General features: G+C 71.8%; 15 protein-coding genes. 8 read left to right on the forward strand and 7 right to left on the reverse strand.

All coding sequences use genetic code 11. The features are described from left to right. Window positions 1-51: 51 nt before the first annotated feature. From KF708C_RS15875 to KF708C_RS15890, 4 genes are read left to right on the forward strand one after another with little or no spacing between them, the layout of a single operon-like run. A complete protein-coding gene (locus KF708C_RS15875) occupies window positions 52-531 on the forward strand; it encodes a hypothetical protein (protein WP_020423803.1) in 480 nt (159 codons plus the stop codon). A gap of 17 nt (window positions 532-548) precedes the next feature. Continuing rightward, complete coding sequence (locus KF708C_RS15880; RefSeq protein ID WP_020423802.1) at window positions 549-2,192, forward strand: hypothetical protein; 1,644 nt, start codon at window positions 549-551, stop codon at window positions 2,190-2,192. A 1-nt stretch (window position 2,193) separates the two neighbouring features. Beyond that, complete coding sequence (locus tag KF708C_RS15885) at window positions 2,194-4,203, forward strand: hypothetical protein (protein ID WP_059412545.1); 2,010 nt, start codon at window positions 2,194-2,196, stop codon at window positions 4,201-4,203. Window positions 4,204-4,215: 12 nt separating this feature from the next. Continuing rightward, window positions 4,216-4,905 carry a hypothetical protein gene (locus KF708C_RS15890; RefSeq protein ID WP_020203393.1) on the forward strand — a complete coding sequence of 230 codons (690 nt, stop codon included), beginning with the start codon at window positions 4,216-4,218 and terminating at the stop codon, window positions 4,903-4,905. Window positions 4,906-4,970: 65 nt separating this feature from the next. Here the strand turns inward: KF708C_RS15890 and KF708C_RS15895 are convergent, their stop codons facing one another. Then, window positions 4,971-5,852: an NAD(P)-dependent oxidoreductase gene (locus KF708C_RS15895; RefSeq protein WP_059412546.1), complete on the reverse strand. Its 882-nt coding sequence runs from the start codon at window positions 5,850-5,852 to the stop codon at window positions 4,971-4,973. 254 nt (window positions 5,853-6,106) lie between these two features. Between KF708C_RS15895 and KF708C_RS15900 the strand changes: the two genes are divergently transcribed. Next, complete coding sequence (locus KF708C_RS15900) at window positions 6,107-6,589, forward strand: hypothetical protein (protein WP_020203391.1); 483 nt, start codon at window positions 6,107-6,109, stop codon at window positions 6,587-6,589. 136 nt (window positions 6,590-6,725) lie between these two features. Beyond that, window positions 6,726-6,995, forward strand: coding sequence for a hypothetical protein (locus KF708C_RS15905; protein ID WP_020203390.1), 270 nt, complete (start codon window positions 6,726-6,728; stop codon window positions 6,993-6,995). Between the two features lie 19 nt (window positions 6,996-7,014). Here KF708C_RS15905 and KF708C_RS15910 read toward each other — a convergent pair whose 3' ends face one another. Then, window positions 7,015-7,215, reverse strand: a complete 201-nt coding sequence (locus KF708C_RS15910) for a hypothetical protein (protein ID WP_059412547.1) — start codon at window positions 7,213-7,215, stop codon at window positions 7,015-7,017. 821 nt (window positions 7,216-8,036) lie between these two features. Here KF708C_RS15910 and KF708C_RS15915 point away from each other — a divergent pair. Then, window positions 8,037-9,509 (forward strand): MFS transporter, encoded by a 1,473-nt coding sequence (locus KF708C_RS15915; RefSeq protein ID WP_059412548.1) that lies wholly within the window; start codon window positions 8,037-8,039, stop codon window positions 9,507-9,509. Window positions 9,510-9,519: 10 nt separating this feature from the next. On the opposite strand, the gene KF708C_RS15920 is transcribed toward KF708C_RS15915, so the two are convergent. From KF708C_RS15920 to KF708C_RS15935, 4 genes are all read right to left on the reverse strand, one after another. After that, window positions 9,520-9,966 (reverse strand): PaaI family thioesterase, encoded by a 447-nt coding sequence (locus tag KF708C_RS15920; RefSeq protein WP_059412549.1) that lies wholly within the window; start codon window positions 9,964-9,966, stop codon window positions 9,520-9,522. A 153-nt stretch (window positions 9,967-10,119) separates the two neighbouring features. Continuing rightward, window positions 10,120-10,476: a DUF3325 domain-containing protein gene (locus KF708C_RS15925; RefSeq protein WP_059412550.1), complete on the reverse strand. Its 357-nt coding sequence runs from the start codon at window positions 10,474-10,476 to the stop codon at window positions 10,120-10,122. Continuing rightward, window positions 10,473-12,107, reverse strand: a complete 1,635-nt coding sequence (locus KF708C_RS15930) for a PepSY-associated TM helix domain-containing protein (protein ID WP_059412551.1) — start codon at window positions 12,105-12,107, stop codon at window positions 10,473-10,475. The genes KF708C_RS15925 and KF708C_RS15930 overlap by 4 nt, the downstream gene beginning before the upstream one ends. After that, complete coding sequence (locus KF708C_RS15935) at window positions 12,104-12,406, reverse strand: DUF3649 domain-containing protein (RefSeq protein ID WP_059412552.1); 303 nt, start codon at window positions 12,404-12,406, stop codon at window positions 12,104-12,106. Before KF708C_RS15935 ends, KF708C_RS15930 begins: the two co-directional genes overlap by 4 nt. Before the next feature lie 298 nt (window positions 12,407-12,704). On the opposite strand from KF708C_RS15935, the gene KF708C_RS37030 reads away from it, so the two are divergent. Beyond that, a complete protein-coding gene (locus tag KF708C_RS37030; protein WP_370552832.1) occupies window positions 12,705-13,487 on the forward strand; it encodes an H-NS family nucleoid-associated regulatory protein in 783 nt (260 codons plus the stop codon). A gap of 63 nt (window positions 13,488-13,550) precedes the next feature. On the opposite strand, the gene serA is transcribed toward KF708C_RS37030, so the two are convergent. Continuing rightward, on the reverse strand, window positions 13,551-14,762 hold the full coding sequence (serA, locus tag KF708C_RS15945) for a phosphoglycerate dehydrogenase (RefSeq protein ID WP_020203382.1): 1,212 nt from the start codon (window positions 14,760-14,762) through the stop codon (window positions 13,551-13,553). Window positions 14,763-14,772: the final 10 nt, after the last annotated feature.

The raw sequence follows: 14,772 nt of genomic DNA on the forward strand, positions 1-14,772 counted from the left end.
TGCTCCGCGCACCGGCGCGCAGAGCGGATCCTTGATACGAGACTGACGACCATGAACCGAATCAACAGGCTGCTGCCTCCCACCATGCTGGCGGCGGCGCTGCTCGCTGCCGCCTGCAATTTCCCGGGGATCGACGGCGGTGGCGCCGCGCCGACGGTGGCGCAGGTGCAGGCCACGCTCGCCGACAAGAACTTCGGCCAGGCCGCGGCGCTGGCGGACCAGCTGACGGCGGCGGACCCCAAGAACGCGGATGCCTGGATGGCGGCGGCCGAAGCCAAGGCGGCCGTCGGCAGCCGGCTGGGCGCGCTCGCCGCGCTGGAGACCGCGCTGGCCAACGGCATGCGCGACGGCGCGCGCATCGACGCCAGCCCCTATCTCGCGCCGCTGCGCTCGTCCAGCGAATACCAGCCGCTGCTGCAGCGCTTCAGCGTGACCAGGCAGGCGGCAGCGGCGGGCGACACCGCCATCGAGCAGACCGCGGCCGGCATCGAGGCGCGCGCCGGCGATGTGTCGGTCAAGATTTCCAACTGATTCCAGCACCCAGAAACATGAACGCTTTCAACAAGACGCTGCTGTGCGCGGCAATCGCGGCCGTGGTGGCCGCGCCGGCCGCGTACGCGATGGACATCGAGGCGCGCGGCGTCGGCACGGCGAAGATCTCCGAAGACCTGAACTCGGTGCGCACCTCGGCGCTGCGCCAGGCCAGGCGCAATGCCGTGCTGGCGGCGCTGGACAAGGTGGTGGGCGCCGGCACCAGCAAGAACCCCGAGGTACAGGCCAGGCTGGACGACCTCGTGGTGCAGGTGGGCGAGGAGTCGTTCTACGGCGCCACGCCCAGCTCGGCCGACGGCGAGTACCGCGTCAGCATCACGCTGCGCATGGACGACAAGGCCCTGCGCACGGAGATCAGCGACCTGGGCCTGGCCCTGAACACCACCACCACGCGCAGCCAGCCGATCCTGGTGATGATGGACGAGTTCTTCACCACGCCGACCAACCTGCGCGCGCCGCTGGAAGAACTGACCGAGTTCCGCCACGAGGAGGGCGCCAGCTACAACGAGAAGGAAGCCGCTTCCAGCGCGAGCAAATCGGCTTATGCCGCCAGCAGCAAGGCCGCCTATGCCTCCAAGGAGCAGGCCGCCTATGCCGTGAAGGATGCCTCGGCCGGCCGCGTCAGCGCCGCGCGCGACACGCAGGTGGCGGGCGCCGCGCAGGACGGCTACGGCGGCCAGGCCGCGGTGGCGGGCCGCGACAGCGCGCGCTACGACGCCGCCAGCGCCAGCAGCCACCAGGCCGCGGGCGCGGCCTCGCGCCAGGTGGCGGCGGCCAGCAGCAGCAACGTGGCCGCGGCCTCGTCGTCGCAATCGGCATACGCGCGCAACGTCAGCGCCGAGGACCACAACAACACCTACTTCCGCAAGCTGGTCAAGTACCAGCCGCAGAACACCGGCCCGGACAAGAAGAACTACACCTACAACGAGCTCAAGGGCCAGCTGGGCGACCTCGACATCAAGGTGCTCGACAACGCCATCTTCAAGAGCAAGTACTTCGGCAACCGCGCCATCACGCTGGACCAGCTCGAGAACGGCGCCGAGCTGGCCAGGTACGTGGACTTCGCGCGCCAGGAAGCCACCGCGGACTACCTGATGATCGGCTCGTCGGTGATCTATGACCTGGGCGTGGACCGGAACTCGGGCCAGCCCGCGTGCACGGGCGTGGCCAGCACCAAGACCTTCTCCACCAAGACCGGCGAGGACATCGGCTCGGCCACGCAATCGGAAACCGCGACCGGCGTGTCGTCCGACGATTGCCGCGCCCGGCTGGCCGTCAAGCTCGCCGGCAGCCTCGGCAACCAGGTGGGCAAGCGCATCCAGGAGTTCGCCAAGAAGCGCACCATGTACGGCGCGGAGTACGTCATCCGCCTGACCGGCGGCAATCTTTCGCTGATGAGCCGCACCGCCTTCAACCAGGCGCTCAAGAACGTGCCGGGGCTGGACAAGGCCGTGCAGCGCCAGGCCGGCGCGAGCCAGCTGGAGGTGGTGGCGACCTACAAGGGCAGCGACCCGCTGGACCAGGCCGTGGCGATGGCCCTTGGCGGCAATCCGCTGTTCGCCGGGCTCGACTCGATGGTCGACGGCAACATCGTCACCCTGTGCATGAATGGCTGCGGCAAGCCCAAGGCGGGACGCTGAGATGCGCCGGCATATCGTGGCGCTCGGCGCCGCCATCGCCGCGGCCGCCGGCTGGGCCGGCCACGCCGCGGCCGCGCCGGCGGCGGGCCTGTACGTGGTCCCGGGCATCTTCTTCGACGACGGCGCCGCGGGCGCGGGCAGCAGCAAGGTCGACCCGGCCTTCCGCCCGGCGCTGGACGTGAAGCAGGCGAGCGCGCTGCTGCAGGAGCGCGCGCAGGCCCACTTCAAGGCGCTGGCGCCGGACCTGGACAGCAAGAACCGCCTGCGCACGCTGGCGCTGTCGGTGCAGGTCACACGCGTGTCGCGCTACCGGATCGACAAGAGCGACGGCACCACCGACATCTACCTGCCGATCACGCTGAGCGTGTATTTCAGCAACCCGATGACCGGAGAGGTGCTGCAGTCGTTCAGCCAGACCCGCTACGACGTGCTGACCGTCGCGCAGGCGCAGGGCGCCGCCGGCATCGATGCCAAGGTGGCCGCCGCCTACCGCGCGGGCTTTGCCGCGCTGCTGGACAGCACGCTGGCCGCCGCGGCCGCGCAGTTCAACCCCTACGTGGTCGAGACCCGGGTGGCCGACACCTGGCGCGGCTTCGTCATCCTGGACCAGGGCTACCAGGCCGGCATCGGCAAGGGCGACGTCCTGAACGACGGCGAGTCCGAGATCCGCGTGGAGTACGCCGGCCAGCGCTATGCGGTGGCCGTGCCGGTGCTGGGCGCGCCCAGGGATGGCGCGGTGTTCAGCCGCGCCAACACGATGGCGCTGTCGGACGTGCGCAAGCCGCGCGTGCTGGCGCTGGTCAGCGACGGCAACCCGGACTTGTCGGATGCGGTCAGCACCCAGCTGTTTACCGACAAGCTCGGCAGCGGCGCGCCGTTCGCCACGCTGCCGCTCAACGCCAACTTCAGCCAGGTCCAGGCGTCCATCGACAGCCACACCAGGATCGGGCACGAGGTCAGCGGCAGGCGCGCGCTGCCCGACTATTTCATCCGCATGGTGGTGCCGCCGGCGCGCCACTACGAGCTGCCGACCAACCTCAGCTACAAGGCCCGGCAGAGCTACCAGGCCTGGGTCTTCGCGGAGCTGCTCTCGCGCGACGGGCGCGTGCTGTACGCGGCCGACGTGAGCCAGCGCATCGACGACACGGTGACGGACAAGTCGGGCTTCAACGCCGCCGACCGCCGCGAGGTGGTGCTGAAGAACGCGCTCAACGAGCTGGCCGAGCGCTTCGGCAAGGAGGTCCGCTTCAAGCCGCTGTCGCTGCAGGTGAGCGGGGCGGCCGGCGACAACTTCGAGGTCGACGATCCCGGCATGAACCTGCAGATCGGCGACACCATCCGCACCTATCGCAACGCGGGCCGGCCCGGCGGCATTGCCGAGGACGCGCTGGTGCCCACCTGGGAAGCGAGCGTGGTCGGCCGCGACGGCGCGCGCGTCACGGCCTCGCCGGTCCTGCCGGTGGCCGGCAAGCCGCCCCGGCCCGCGGCCGGCGACCTCGTGCTGTTCGACAGCGTGGCCAGTGCCGGCGCGTCCGGCCAGCGCGTGGCGTATTGCCCGGCGCAGAAGAGCCAGGTGGGCTCGGTGGCGCTGGAGCGCTTCGACTGGCTGGCCTACGCCAGCGCCGCGCAGGCGCCCGTGGTCATGATGAACCCGGGGCTGGCCGCGCTGGTGAAGGGCAAGGTCGGCGGGCAGTCCGGCTTTGCCGGCAATCTCGAATTGCGCCCGGGCGCCTACGACAAGTGCCTGGAAGCGCTGTACCGCATCGACCCGAAGGAACGGACCTGCGACGACGGCATGTGCGCGCAGGGCTATGGCATCCGCCTGGCCTACCGGCAGAAGGCGGGCGGCAGCGCCGCCGGCCAGGCCATCCTGGAGCACGCCTTTACGTCGAACGGCTACCCGGCCGCGGCGGACGCCGACAACGTCGGCGTGCTGCAACGCATCGACCTGGACAAGGACACCCGCGCCGGTCTCGATGCTGTCATGAAGCAATTGCTGAATCCCAACTAAGGAAAACACGCTGTGAAAAAAACATCCGCACTCCTGGGCGCCCTGATGGCAGGCATCCTGCTGACCTCCACCGCGCCGGTCATGGCGTTCGGCCTGGGCAACCTCGCCGCGGCCATCCCGGGCGTGGGCGGCGGCACCTCGGGCGCCGCCGTGTCCGCGGGCGACATCGATGCCTTCATCCAGACCGCGCAGGAAGCCGACCAGATGATCGGCACCTCCAGCCGCCACATTTTCAAGGCGGTGGCGAGCAAGCAGGACATCGCCGAGCAGGAAGCCCGGCTGGCCACTGCCAACGCCATCGCCGACCCCGCCGAGAAGGCCGCGGCGATCAACAAGATCCGCGACGACGAAGCCACCGCGCTGCAGAAGTCGCTGGCGAGCCAGGAAGTGCAGGACAAGCTCAAGACCATGAACCAGGCGCAACTGGCCTCGTTCGGCAATGCCGCCTTCACCTTCATGCTGGGCGTGCTCAAGGACAAGCAACTGGCCGAAGGCAGCACCGCGCTGGTGTCGGGCGTGACCTCCAACCCGACCCTGCTGCCGCGCCTTGGCGCGCTCAAGGATGTGGTCACGTCGGTCGGCGCGCAGGCGGTCAGCACGGCGAAGATCGGCGAAGGCCTGCTCAAGCTGGCCAAGTCCGGCAAGATCGCCGCGCTGCCGGCATCGGCATCGGAAAAACCGAAGAAGGTCGACGACATCTAAGCCGGATTCCCGCCTGTCGCCTGGACCGCGGCCCGGATGCCTTGCGCATGCCGGGCCGTTTTTTTTCAGCCCGCGAGCTTCCCGCCGAGGATGCCGATCAGCTCGGGCACCGTGGCCTGCGGCCGCTCGCTGCCGGCGGCCTGCTCGTAGGTGCCCAGCACGGCCTCGGCGGTGGCGCGCGCGGCGCCGAGTTCGCGCGCCATCGTGGTGTAGTAGCCCATGTCCTTGCGCGCGTTGGCCAGCGTGAAGCGGAAGCCCGAGTCGTCCCCCGATTCGATGTAGGGACGCAGGCGGTCGAGCACCACGCTGTCGCCGCCGCCCGTGGACAGCACTTCCAGCAGCACGGCCGGGTCGACCTCGGCGCGCCCGGCGCAGGCGGCGGCTTCGGCGAGCACGGCGGAGAAGCCCAGCGAGACGTAGTTGTGCAGCAGCTTGAGCCGGTGGCCGGAGCCGGTGGGGCCGGCGTAGACGATGTTCTCGGCGAAGCAGGCCAGCAGCGGGCGGCATTGCTCGAACAGCGCGCGCTCGCCGCCGACGATCAGGTTGAGGCGGCCCTCGGCGGCTTCCCTGGGCGTGCGCGTCATCGGCGTGTCGAGAAAGCGGCCGCCGGCACGCGCCACGGCCTCGGCGATGCGCACGGTGGAGGACGGAATCGCGGTGGAGCAGTCGATCACCACCGTGCCCGGGCGCAGGCCGGCCAGCACGCCGTCGGCGCGGAACAGGGCGTCCTCCACTTCCGGGGTGCCGGTCACGCACAGGATCACGGTATCGGCGGCGCGCGCCACCTCGGCCGGCGTGGCGGCGGTGACGGCGCCCGCGGCCAGCAGCCGGTCCAGCGGCTGGTTGCCGGGGTGGTCCAGCAGCACCAGCGGGTGGCCGTGCCTGGCGAGGTTGGTGGCGATGCCGTGGCCCATCATGCCGATGCCGATCATGCCGATTGTGTTCATCTTGTCTCCGTGTCGTGCGGGCTGGTCTTGTATTCGACGTATCCGCTACTGTACCCGGAGCATGAAGCGGCGGGGCCGCGCCAGGCCTTGGTCGCGACCATCATCGCCGCCTGCGGGCAGGGATCGTTGAAGACGTCGCCCGGGCAGAAGCGCCGGCGGCTGCCGGGCGCGGCGCGAAATTTCCCCCAGGAAGTGTTATTGCCGCCGCCGGCGGCGGCATGGAGACTGTCGGCACTTCACGGCCGGGGACGGGAATGATGGCAATCAGGGGACAGGGCAATGCAGCCGCGAACGGAGCAAGGCGCGTCGCGCGCCTGCGCGGCCACGCGGCGCGCTTCCGGAAATTCGTCAGCGCGTGCCTCGCGCATGACGGTTTCCTGCCCGACGTGATCGTGGCCTGCGCGGGACTGCCCGGCGACGAGGAAGAAAGCTTCACGCTGCATACCGCCGTCGGCCGCCTCTACGCGCAGTTCGGCTTCGCGCAGTGGGACGGCCATCTGGTGGGCAGGTACCGGTTCTCCCGCTTCCTGCTCGGCGACGACCTGAAGGAGCGGCTGGTGCCGTTTCACGCGATCCTGATCGAGCAGGAAGGGCGCGCCACCTTTGCCGAGGACGGTTTCTTCGAGTGGGAGATTCCCGATGCCTTCCGCGCCGACAGCCATCACGGCCAGGCGCTGACGCGGACCTTGCTGGAGGCTTACCAGGCGTCGCTGCCGGCGTTCGAACGGCCGCGGTAGCTGCCTGCCGCCGCCTGTCCCCAAGGCGCTCCGGGGCAAGGCGCCGCCGCGCCATGTTGCCCGCCCAATCCCCTTGCTGCGATACTGCCTGTCTCATGACCCGCCGGCCTGCGCGGCGGTTTTCCGGGAGACGGCGATGGCGCAATTGCGGTTCCACGAACTGCCGGCGCAGGAGCGCGACGCGTTCGCGTCGGCCTGCGCGCTGCACGGATTTGCCCAGGAAGATTTCGAGGTCAGCGCGGCGGCGGCGGGGGACGGCGATGCCGGCCGGCCGCCGCGCCGGATCGCGGTGGTCCGCGTGACGGGCGGCGAGGCGCGCGAGTACCGGGACGGCCCGGTCAGGTGGACGGAGGCTTTCGAGCGCGACCTCGCGCGGGACGTGTTCGGTTTTCCGCTGGCCGATTAGCGGGCCGGATATCCGGCCTTCAGGACGACTGGCCTGCCGCGCGGCGCCGCGCGCTTGCCGTGCCGGCGGCCGGCGCCGGGCGGCGGATGGCTTCTTCGAGCGCATCGGCCAGCGCGCGCGTGCGGCGCTCGGCGAGCTGCTGCCGCGTGGGTTCGCCGCCGGGCTGCGGGCGGTTGCCCGCTGGCGCCGCGTCGGTCAGGGATTTCGGGTTCCGGATCATAGGGGCTCGGTCCAGGATCTGCCGTTACCGGCAAGGTTGCATGCCGACAGGTACGGCCACGGGCGCATTGTGCGCCCGGGCGGCATGGCGCGGCTCCCTCTCGTGGGAGTAAGCGCGAAGGACTATTGACGCGGCCGGGCCATTCCGGGTACGCCGCGCCGGCCGGGAAAAACGGGGCCGCGCGCGTCGCCCGCGGCCTGCGAAGCCCCAGCCATGAGGCTACCTCCCTGTTGCGCGATGCCCGCCGCCCGGCCGGGCCGCGCGCGATGTCGCGATGCCGGTGGCGCGCAGGAATCGTGCCACGCGTCGCGCGGGGCACAGCCCGCTTGCGGTCGACTTGCACGCCCGCGGCCCGGCGGGACTTCCGGCCGCAGGGGCGCGCCGGCGGCGCGCGTTCGCCCGCGTGGCGGTGCCGGCACCGGGCATCCCTGATTTTCCGATCGATGTAAAAAAGCGCTTCGCGCCACGAGCGGCCGGCGGGGCGCGGGCAAAAAAAATGCCCGCAGGGAAATGACTCCGGGGGCATTGAAGAAGTGACATGGGCGAGAGGCTTTCCCGCCCGAACGCAGTGTCTCATTCCCGGCCCCGCTTGACGCCCCCAACACCGTAGGGTTTGTGCTCTGCCATTTGCTTGACTTGGATCAAAAAGTGAAGCAGGCGCCAGTGGCGGCGAGGCGGCCACGCCGGGTCCGTCGCCGGCCACGAGGACGATGGGACGCGGACGCCGCCCGAATTCTGCCTATGATGAAGGCTTGCCGCCGATGGCCGCGCCGCACGCAAAGGCCGGGTCGCCGCGCTGTGGTGTCCACCGGAGCCTGTCCATGCCGCTTGTGCAGACCATGCCGGACGTACCGGCCGCGCGCGCGGTGCACAGCGACATCCCCGCGCGGCTGGACCGGCTGCCGTGGTCGCGCTGGCACTGGCGCGTGGTGGCCGCGCTGGGCGTGGCGTGGGTGCTGGACGGGCTGGAGGTCACGCTGGTGGGCTCGCTCGGCGGCGTGCTCGAGCAGCCCGAGGGGCTAGGGCTGGATGCCGCGCAGGTAGGCTGGCTCGGCTCGCTGTACGTGGCGGGCGCCGTGGCCGGCGCGCTGGTGTTCGGCCGCCTGGCCGACCGCTTCGGCCGCAAGACGCTGTTCCTGGTGACGCTGGCGGTGTACGCGGCGGCCACCTTTGCCACGGCGTTTGCGCCGGGCTTCGGGTTCTTCGCGGTGTGCCGCTTCCTGACCGGGCTGGGCATCGGCGGGGAGTACGCGGCCATCAACTCGGCCATCGACGAACTGATCCCGGCGCGCGTGCGCGGGCGCGTCAATCTCGCCATCAACGGCAGCTTCTGGCTGGGCGCGGCGCTCGGCGCGGGCCTGAGCCTGCTGCTGCTGGACCCGCGCGTGCTGGGCCCGGCGCTGGGCTGGCGCGCCGCCTTCGCGCTGGGCGCGCTGCTCGCGGTGGCGATCCTGCTGGTGCGGCGCGACGTGCCCGAGAGCCCGCGCTGGCTGCTCCTGCACGGGCGCGCGGACGAAGCCGAGCGCATCGTCGTCGCCATCGAGGCGCAGGTGCGGGCCCAGTGCGGCGCGCTGCCGGCGGCGGCCGGCAGCATCGCCCTCGCGCGGCGCGGCGCGGCCACGCTGCGCGAAGTGGCCGGCGTGCTGCTGCGCCGCTACCGGCTGCGCAGCGCCGTGGCGCTGGCGCTGATGGTCTCGCAGGCGTTCTTCTACAACGCCATCTTCTTCACCTACGCGCTGGTGCTCACGCGCTTCTACGCCGTGCCGGACAACCGCGTGGGGCTGTACATGTTCCCGTTCGCGCTCGGCAACGTGCTGGGGCCGCTGCTGCTCGGGCCGCTGTTCGACCGCGTGGGGCGCCGCCGCATGATCGCGCTGACCTACGTGCTCTCCGGCGTGGGGCTGGCGCTGACGGGCTGGGCCTTCATGCAGGGCTGGCTCGATGCGCGCAGCCAGGCGCTGTGCTGGTCCGCCGTGTTCTTCCTGGCGTCGGCCGCGGCCAGCTCGGCCTATCTCACGGTCAGCGAAGTCTTTCCGCTGGAGACGCGCGCGCTGGCGATCTCGGTGTTCTACGCCGTGGGCACGGGCAGCGGCGGCTTCGTCGGGCCGCTGCTGTTCGGCACGCTGATCGCCAGCGGCAGCCGCGCCGCCGTGGCCGCCGGCTACGGCATCGGCGCGGCGCTGGTGATCGTCGCGGGCCTGTTCGCGCTGCGCTATGCGGTCAACGCCGAGCGGCGGGCGCTGGAGGACATCGCGCCGCCGCTGTCCGCGCATGGCGGGCACGAACGGGAATAGCGCCGCCGCTTCAGGCCGGCGCCGCCGGGTCCTTGCGGCGGAACGCCGCCTGCGCGGTGGCGATCACGCGGCCCTGGCTGTCGGTGACTTCGGCGTGGGAGAAGAACACACGGCGCCCGCCGCCCACGCGGCGGCCCACTACGGTAAGCAGCTCCAGCTTCCCGGAGGCGACGTAGTTGACGTTGAGCGAGATGGTGGTGGCCGCGCGCCGCACGCCGCCTTCGGGGAACAGGCCGGCATAACCGCCCGCGGCATCGAGCAGCGTGGCCAGGATGCCGCCCTGGACCACGCCGGTATTGTTGAGATGCGCCGGCTGCGGCGTCAGCGACATGCGCACGAGGTCGGGCTCCCATGCCACGATGGTCACGTCGAGCGATTCGAGGAAGGGATTCTCCAGTGCCCAGGCCGGGCTCGCGGGCGTGTCTTGGGCAGGCTGGGCGGGGGTCTGGTCGGACATGGCTTGAAGCGGGGGGCGTTCGGTTGGCATGGCCGTCATGATAGCCGGCGGCGGCGGGCGGGCCTTCATATCCTCGAGAGGCAGGCTTCGCCGCCGGAGAGCGTGGCGCGTTTGTCCGCGCCGCCGCCTGGCAATGTTCGGCACCGCGCGCGCTCAGGGCAGCGCGCGCAGCGCCAGCAGCCCGCAGCCGCCGAGCGCGCCGCTCCAGCCCGCCGCGCGCAGCGCCAGGGCGGGCGCGCAGGACAGCAGCAGCACCACCGGCAGCGCGCCCAGCGTCAGCATGCCGACCCAGGCCACGGTGCCCATCGGCCAGCCTTGTTCCAGCACGCACGCCGCCAGTGCCAGGGCCAGCGCGGCCCAGCCCAGGCCGTGCAGGCGCACGCGCTCGGCGGCGCTGGGCACGCTGCCGCGGCCGTTGCGGTCGGCATAGTGCCGGTCGAGCGTCTGGCTCAGCGTGCTGAAGCCGCTGAACACCAGCGCCAGCGCGGCCAGGAAGGCGAGGCCGTTCATGTCGCCCCCTTGGCGTCGCGCGCGCCGTGCGGCTGGTGCGCCGCGGGCACCGCCTTGCGCGCCGCCGTGCGGCGGCCGAGCACCCACGCCGCCGCGCCCAGCGCGATGCCCAGCGCCAGCACCGTGAGGTCGAAGCCGGCCACCGCGGCCGGCCCCTGTCCCCGCAGCAGCGTCGCGCCGAGGTGCGTGTCCGTGGTGAGCGCGTTGAGCACGGGAATGCCGGCGAGCATCAGCGCGCCGGTCCACAGCTGCGCGCGCCACATGGCGCGCGCGGGGTGCAGCTGCGCCAGCACCGCGGCCACCGCCCAGGCGGCGAAGAACGCGCGGATCTCGGCGTCGGGGCGGTGGGCCATCGCCACCGGTAGCAGCCGGTTGGCCCAGAAGTAGGCCGCGAACGCGATCGGCAGGCCGGCGACGGCGCCGATGTTGAGCGCGTCCACCAGCCGCAGTCCGAACGAGGGGCGGGCGCCGGCGGCCAGCGCCTTGGCCTGCCGCTGGCGCGTCTTCACGCCCCACAGCAGCGCGCCGGTGGCGACCATCACGCAGCCCGACAGCCCGCTGACGAAGAACAGCGCGCGCAGCAGCGGCCCGGCGAAATGCGCCTCGTGCAGGCCGACCATCACGCCGCGCGTCTGGCTGGCGGGTGCCGGCGCGTCGCCGTTGGTGGCGACCAGCTTGCCGGTGGCGCCGTCGAAGCGCATCGACGGCTCGTCGACGGACAGCGCGCCGGCGCTGCCGCGCGAGATGGTGACGGTGGCGTTGGCGTCGCCGGCCAGCGTGATCGCCACGCGGCTCGGCCCGGCGCCGTTCCAGTGCCGCATGGCCTGCGCGACCAGCGGCGCCACCGGCACCAGCGGCGCGGCCTGGCCGCTGGGCAAGCCCAGCGGCGCGCGGCCGAAGGCTTCGTTGTTGAAGGCCTGCAGGTCGCCGCGGTAGGCCGTCTGCACGCCCCACGGCATGTACATGAACATCAGCGTCACCAGCCCGGTGTACGTGATCATCAGGTGGAACGGCAGCGCCAGCACGGCGGTGGCGTTGTGCGCGTCGAGCCACGAGCGCTGGCCCTTGCGCGGGCGGAACGTGAAGATGTCCTGGAAGATGCGCCGGTGCGTGATGACGCCGCTGAGGATGGCCACCAGCATGCACATCGCGCACGCGCCGATGATCCAGCGGGCCCACAGCGGCTGCATGTAGTACAGGTCGAAGTGCAGCCGGTAGAGGAACTCGCCGCCGCGCGTGTCGCGCACGGTGCCGAGGAAGGCGCCGGTGGCGGGGTCCAGCGTGCGGCTTTCGAAGCGGCCGCGGCTGCCGCCGATGCCGGAGCCGGGCTCGCCGGGCGCGCGTATCCACAGCACCTGCGTCACCGGGCTGCGCTCGTCGGGCAGGCTGATGAACCAGCGCGGCGAGCGCGGCGCGTTGTGCTGCAGGAACGCCACCGCGTGGGTGGCGGCCTCGGCGGGCGGCACCGGCGCGGCCGCCGCGCGGTGCAGCTCCGGTTTCATCCACAGCGTGATCTCGTCCTTGAAGTAGCTGGCCGTGCCGCCGCAGAACACCAGCAGCAGCACCCAGCACACCAGCAGGCCGGACCAGCCATGCAGCCACGCCATCGACTGGCGCAGGCCGGCCCTCATGCGCCGCTCCGCACGGCGGCCAGCGCGGCCGCGAGGATGGTGCCGAGGACGGCGGCGGCCACCGCCAGCCCGGTCCACGCGCGCCATGCGCTGCCCACGGCGAACACCCACAGCACGGCGCATGCGTACAGCGAGAACGACAGCAGCGTGGCGGTCATCACCGCCTCGGCCGGCGGCATCGGCAGCACCACCGCCAGCAGGCCGGTGGCCAGCGCCGCCAGCACGTAGCCGCCGCCGATGGCGGCCACCACGCGCGAGGCCACGCCGAGGCGATAGCGGCCGTTGCGGCTCAGGCGCATGCGCGCGCCTCCGGGGCGGCCGTGCCGGGCACGACAGTTGTTCGCGAGGCGGTGGAAATGAGGCGAGGCATTGGCTATATGTCCTATGGAGGCGGCAGCGTTGCGCGGTGGCCGGCCGCCGCGCGCAAGCCGCATATGATAATCGTTCTCATTTGAATTGTGTGATTTCCAGCAGCTTCGCGGTGGCTTTCGCGCAGGGGGAGAGGCCGCTCGCGGCCGCCGCCCGGCGGGCATTCGTGCCGTCCGGGGAGGCGGCTTCCGCGCTCGGCTATCATGTGCGAGCTTCAGGGTCAGGGGTGTGCGCAGAGCGCCGCATGATGAACCGTCTACCCGCATCTTCTATTGGTTTTTAATCGTGTCTACCGCTATCGCCCCCGCCGCCTCACCGGACCCTTCATCGGACCTTCCTCCGGACCTTCCTCCGGCCGTTCCCGCCGATGCCTCGGCCGACGTTTCCCCCGACGTGAAGAGAGTCGCCGCCATTGTCTGGATCCGCGTCCAGATGGAGCGGCTGGGCATCACCGCCGAGGACATCGAGGCCGCGCTCGCGGCAGCGGCGCCGGCGGTGCGTGTGGAGAGTGTGGAGGATGAGGCGGTGGATGCGCCGTCAGCGGAGCAGGCGCCTGCGGCGGCCAGGCCGGCCGCAACGCTGGTCGTGGAGCCGCTCGGCCCGACCGCCGGCCTGCTGCCGGCGGCGCCCGTCACCGCGCCGCCGGCGACGCCGCGGCAGCAGCGCAAGAAACGGCTGGGCCAGCAGAACGCGGCCAACGCCCAGGCGGCGCTGGCCATGCCGGCCGCGGCGCCGGCCGAGGTTTCGGCGCAGCCGGAAGCCGGAGGGAAGATCGAGCGGAAGGATGAGCGGATGAGTGCGCGGGCGGACGCGCCGGCCAGCCGGCCGCCGCGCGAAGCGCAGGCCGAACCGGCGCCAGCCGCCGCGCCTTCAGGCGCGCCTTCCGCCACCCCCGCGCGCCGCTACCGCAACGCCGAAGGCCAGGTGTGGGACGGCGAGGGCGCGATGCCCTCGTGGCTGGTGCGCGCGGTCAATGCCGGCCAGTCGGTCGAGCATTTCCGCGTGAGCTGATCCGCGCGGACCGGTCCGCGTGCGTCGGCGGCGGGCCGCCGGCCTGCCGCCGCGGCGTTCGCGTCAGCCCTGCTCGTTGCGCAGCACGCGGCAGCGGATGAATGCGCTTTCTTGGTCCAGCGCGGCCACCAGTTCGGCCGACGGCGCCTTGTCGAGATCGGTCACCACATAGCCCATTTCCCCGCGCGTCTGCAGGTGCTGCGCCACGATGTTGACGCCGTCGCGCGCGAGCAGCGTGTTGAGCGCGGCCAGCGCGCCCGGTGCGTTGCCGTGCACGTTGAGCAGCCGCGCCGGCGAGGTCAGCGGGCCCGGGCTTACCTCGGGGAAGTTGACCGCGCCGACGGTGTCGCCGGTGCGCAGGAAGGCGATCAGCTTGGTGGCGACCTCGGTGCCGATGTTTTCCTGCGCCTCTTCCGTGCTGCCGCCGATGTGCGGCGTCAGGATGGCGTTGGGCACGCCCTGCAGCGGGCTGGTGAAGCGGTCCGCGTTGGTCTTCGGCTCCTCGGGGAACACGTCGATGGCCAGGCCGGCGATGTGGTTGTCGTCGCAGGCCGCGCGCAGCGCCTCGATGTCCACCACGGTGCCGCGCGAGGCATTGATGAGGATCGCGCCGCGCTTGAACTGGCGCAGCACGGCGGCGTCGATCATCTTCTTCGTCTGCGCGGTGGCCGGCACGTGCAGCGTCACGATGTCCGCGTGCGACACCGCGTCGGCCAGCGAGCGCGCCGCGCGCGCCGAGCCCAGCGACAGCTTGGCCTGCACGTCGTAGTACACCACCCGCATGCCCATCGCCTCGGCCAGCACGCCCACCTGCGAGCCGATGTTGCCGTAGCCGACGATGGCGATGGTCTTGCCGCGCGCCTCGAACGAGCCGCTGGCGCCCTTGGCCCACTTGCCTGCGTGCGCGAGCGTGTTCTTCTCCGGCACGCGGCGCAGCAGCAGGATGGCCTCGGCGATCACCAGCTCGGCCACCGAGCGCGTATTCGAGAACGGCGCGTTGAACACCGGCATGCCCGCGCGCGCGGCCGCGTCGAGGTCGACCTGCGAGGTGCCGATGCAGAAGCAGCCGATGGCCAGCAGGTGGCGGGCGGCCTCGATCTCCGGCGCGCCCAGGTGCGTGGCGGAGCGGATGCCGAGGATCTGGTGCGCCTGCGGCGCGCGGTGCAGTTCTTCGCCGGCGAGCGCGCCGCTGCGGCGCTCCACGGTGACGAGCGCTTCCTTGAAGCGTTCTACGGCGGTGTCGTGGATGTTTTCGAGCAGGAGAGCAGAAGTCATGGCAATGGCG

Origin of the sequence: Cupriavidus basilensis, from assembly GCF_000876015.1 — a bacterium.
In the GTDB taxonomy this organism is placed as follows: domain Bacteria; phylum Pseudomonadota; class Gammaproteobacteria; order Burkholderiales; family Burkholderiaceae; genus Cupriavidus; species Cupriavidus basilensis_B.

Excerpts from the sequence above, each read along its gene's own strand:
- KF708C_RS15880 (WP_020423802.1), top strand. The coding sequence starts at position 549 with ATGAACGCTTTCAACAAGACGCTGCTGTGCGCGGCAATCGCGGCCGTG.
- KF708C_RS15905 (WP_020203390.1), top strand. The coding sequence starts at position 6,726 with ATGGCGCAATTGCGGTTCCACGAACTGCCGGCGCAGGAGCGCGACGCG.
- KF708C_RS15875 (WP_020423803.1), top strand. The coding sequence starts at position 52 with ATGAACCGAATCAACAGGCTGCTGCCTCCCACCATGCTGGCGGCGGCG.
- KF708C_RS15885 (WP_059412545.1), top strand. The coding sequence starts at position 2,194 with ATGCGCCGGCATATCGTGGCGCTCGGCGCCGCCATCGCCGCGGCCGCC.
- KF708C_RS15930 (WP_059412551.1), bottom strand. The coding sequence starts at position 12,107 with ATGAGGGCCGGCCTGCGCCAGTCGATGGCGTGGCTGCATGGCTGGTCC.
- KF708C_RS15900 (WP_020203391.1), top strand. The coding sequence starts at position 6,107 with ATGATGGCAATCAGGGGACAGGGCAATGCAGCCGCGAACGGAGCAAGG.
- KF708C_RS15910 (WP_059412547.1), bottom strand. The coding sequence starts at position 7,215 with ATGATCCGGAACCCGAAATCCCTGACCGACGCGGCGCCAGCGGGCAAC.
- serA (WP_020203382.1), bottom strand. The coding sequence starts at position 14,762 with ATGACTTCTGCTCTCCTGCTCGAAAACATCCACGACACCGCCGTAGAA.
- KF708C_RS15920 (WP_059412549.1), bottom strand. The coding sequence starts at position 9,966 with ATGTCCGACCAGACCCCCGCCCAGCCTGCCCAAGACACGCCCGCGAGC.
- KF708C_RS15925 (WP_059412550.1), bottom strand. The coding sequence starts at position 10,476 with ATGAACGGCCTCGCCTTCCTGGCCGCGCTGGCGCTGGTGTTCAGCGGC.
- KF708C_RS15915 (WP_059412548.1), top strand. The coding sequence starts at position 8,037 with ATGCCGCTTGTGCAGACCATGCCGGACGTACCGGCCGCGCGCGCGGTG.
- KF708C_RS15895 (WP_059412546.1), bottom strand. The coding sequence starts at position 5,852 with ATGAACACAATCGGCATGATCGGCATCGGCATGATGGGCCACGGCATC.
- KF708C_RS15935 (WP_059412552.1), bottom strand. The coding sequence starts at position 12,406 with ATGCGCCTGAGCCGCAACGGCCGCTATCGCCTCGGCGTGGCCTCGCGC.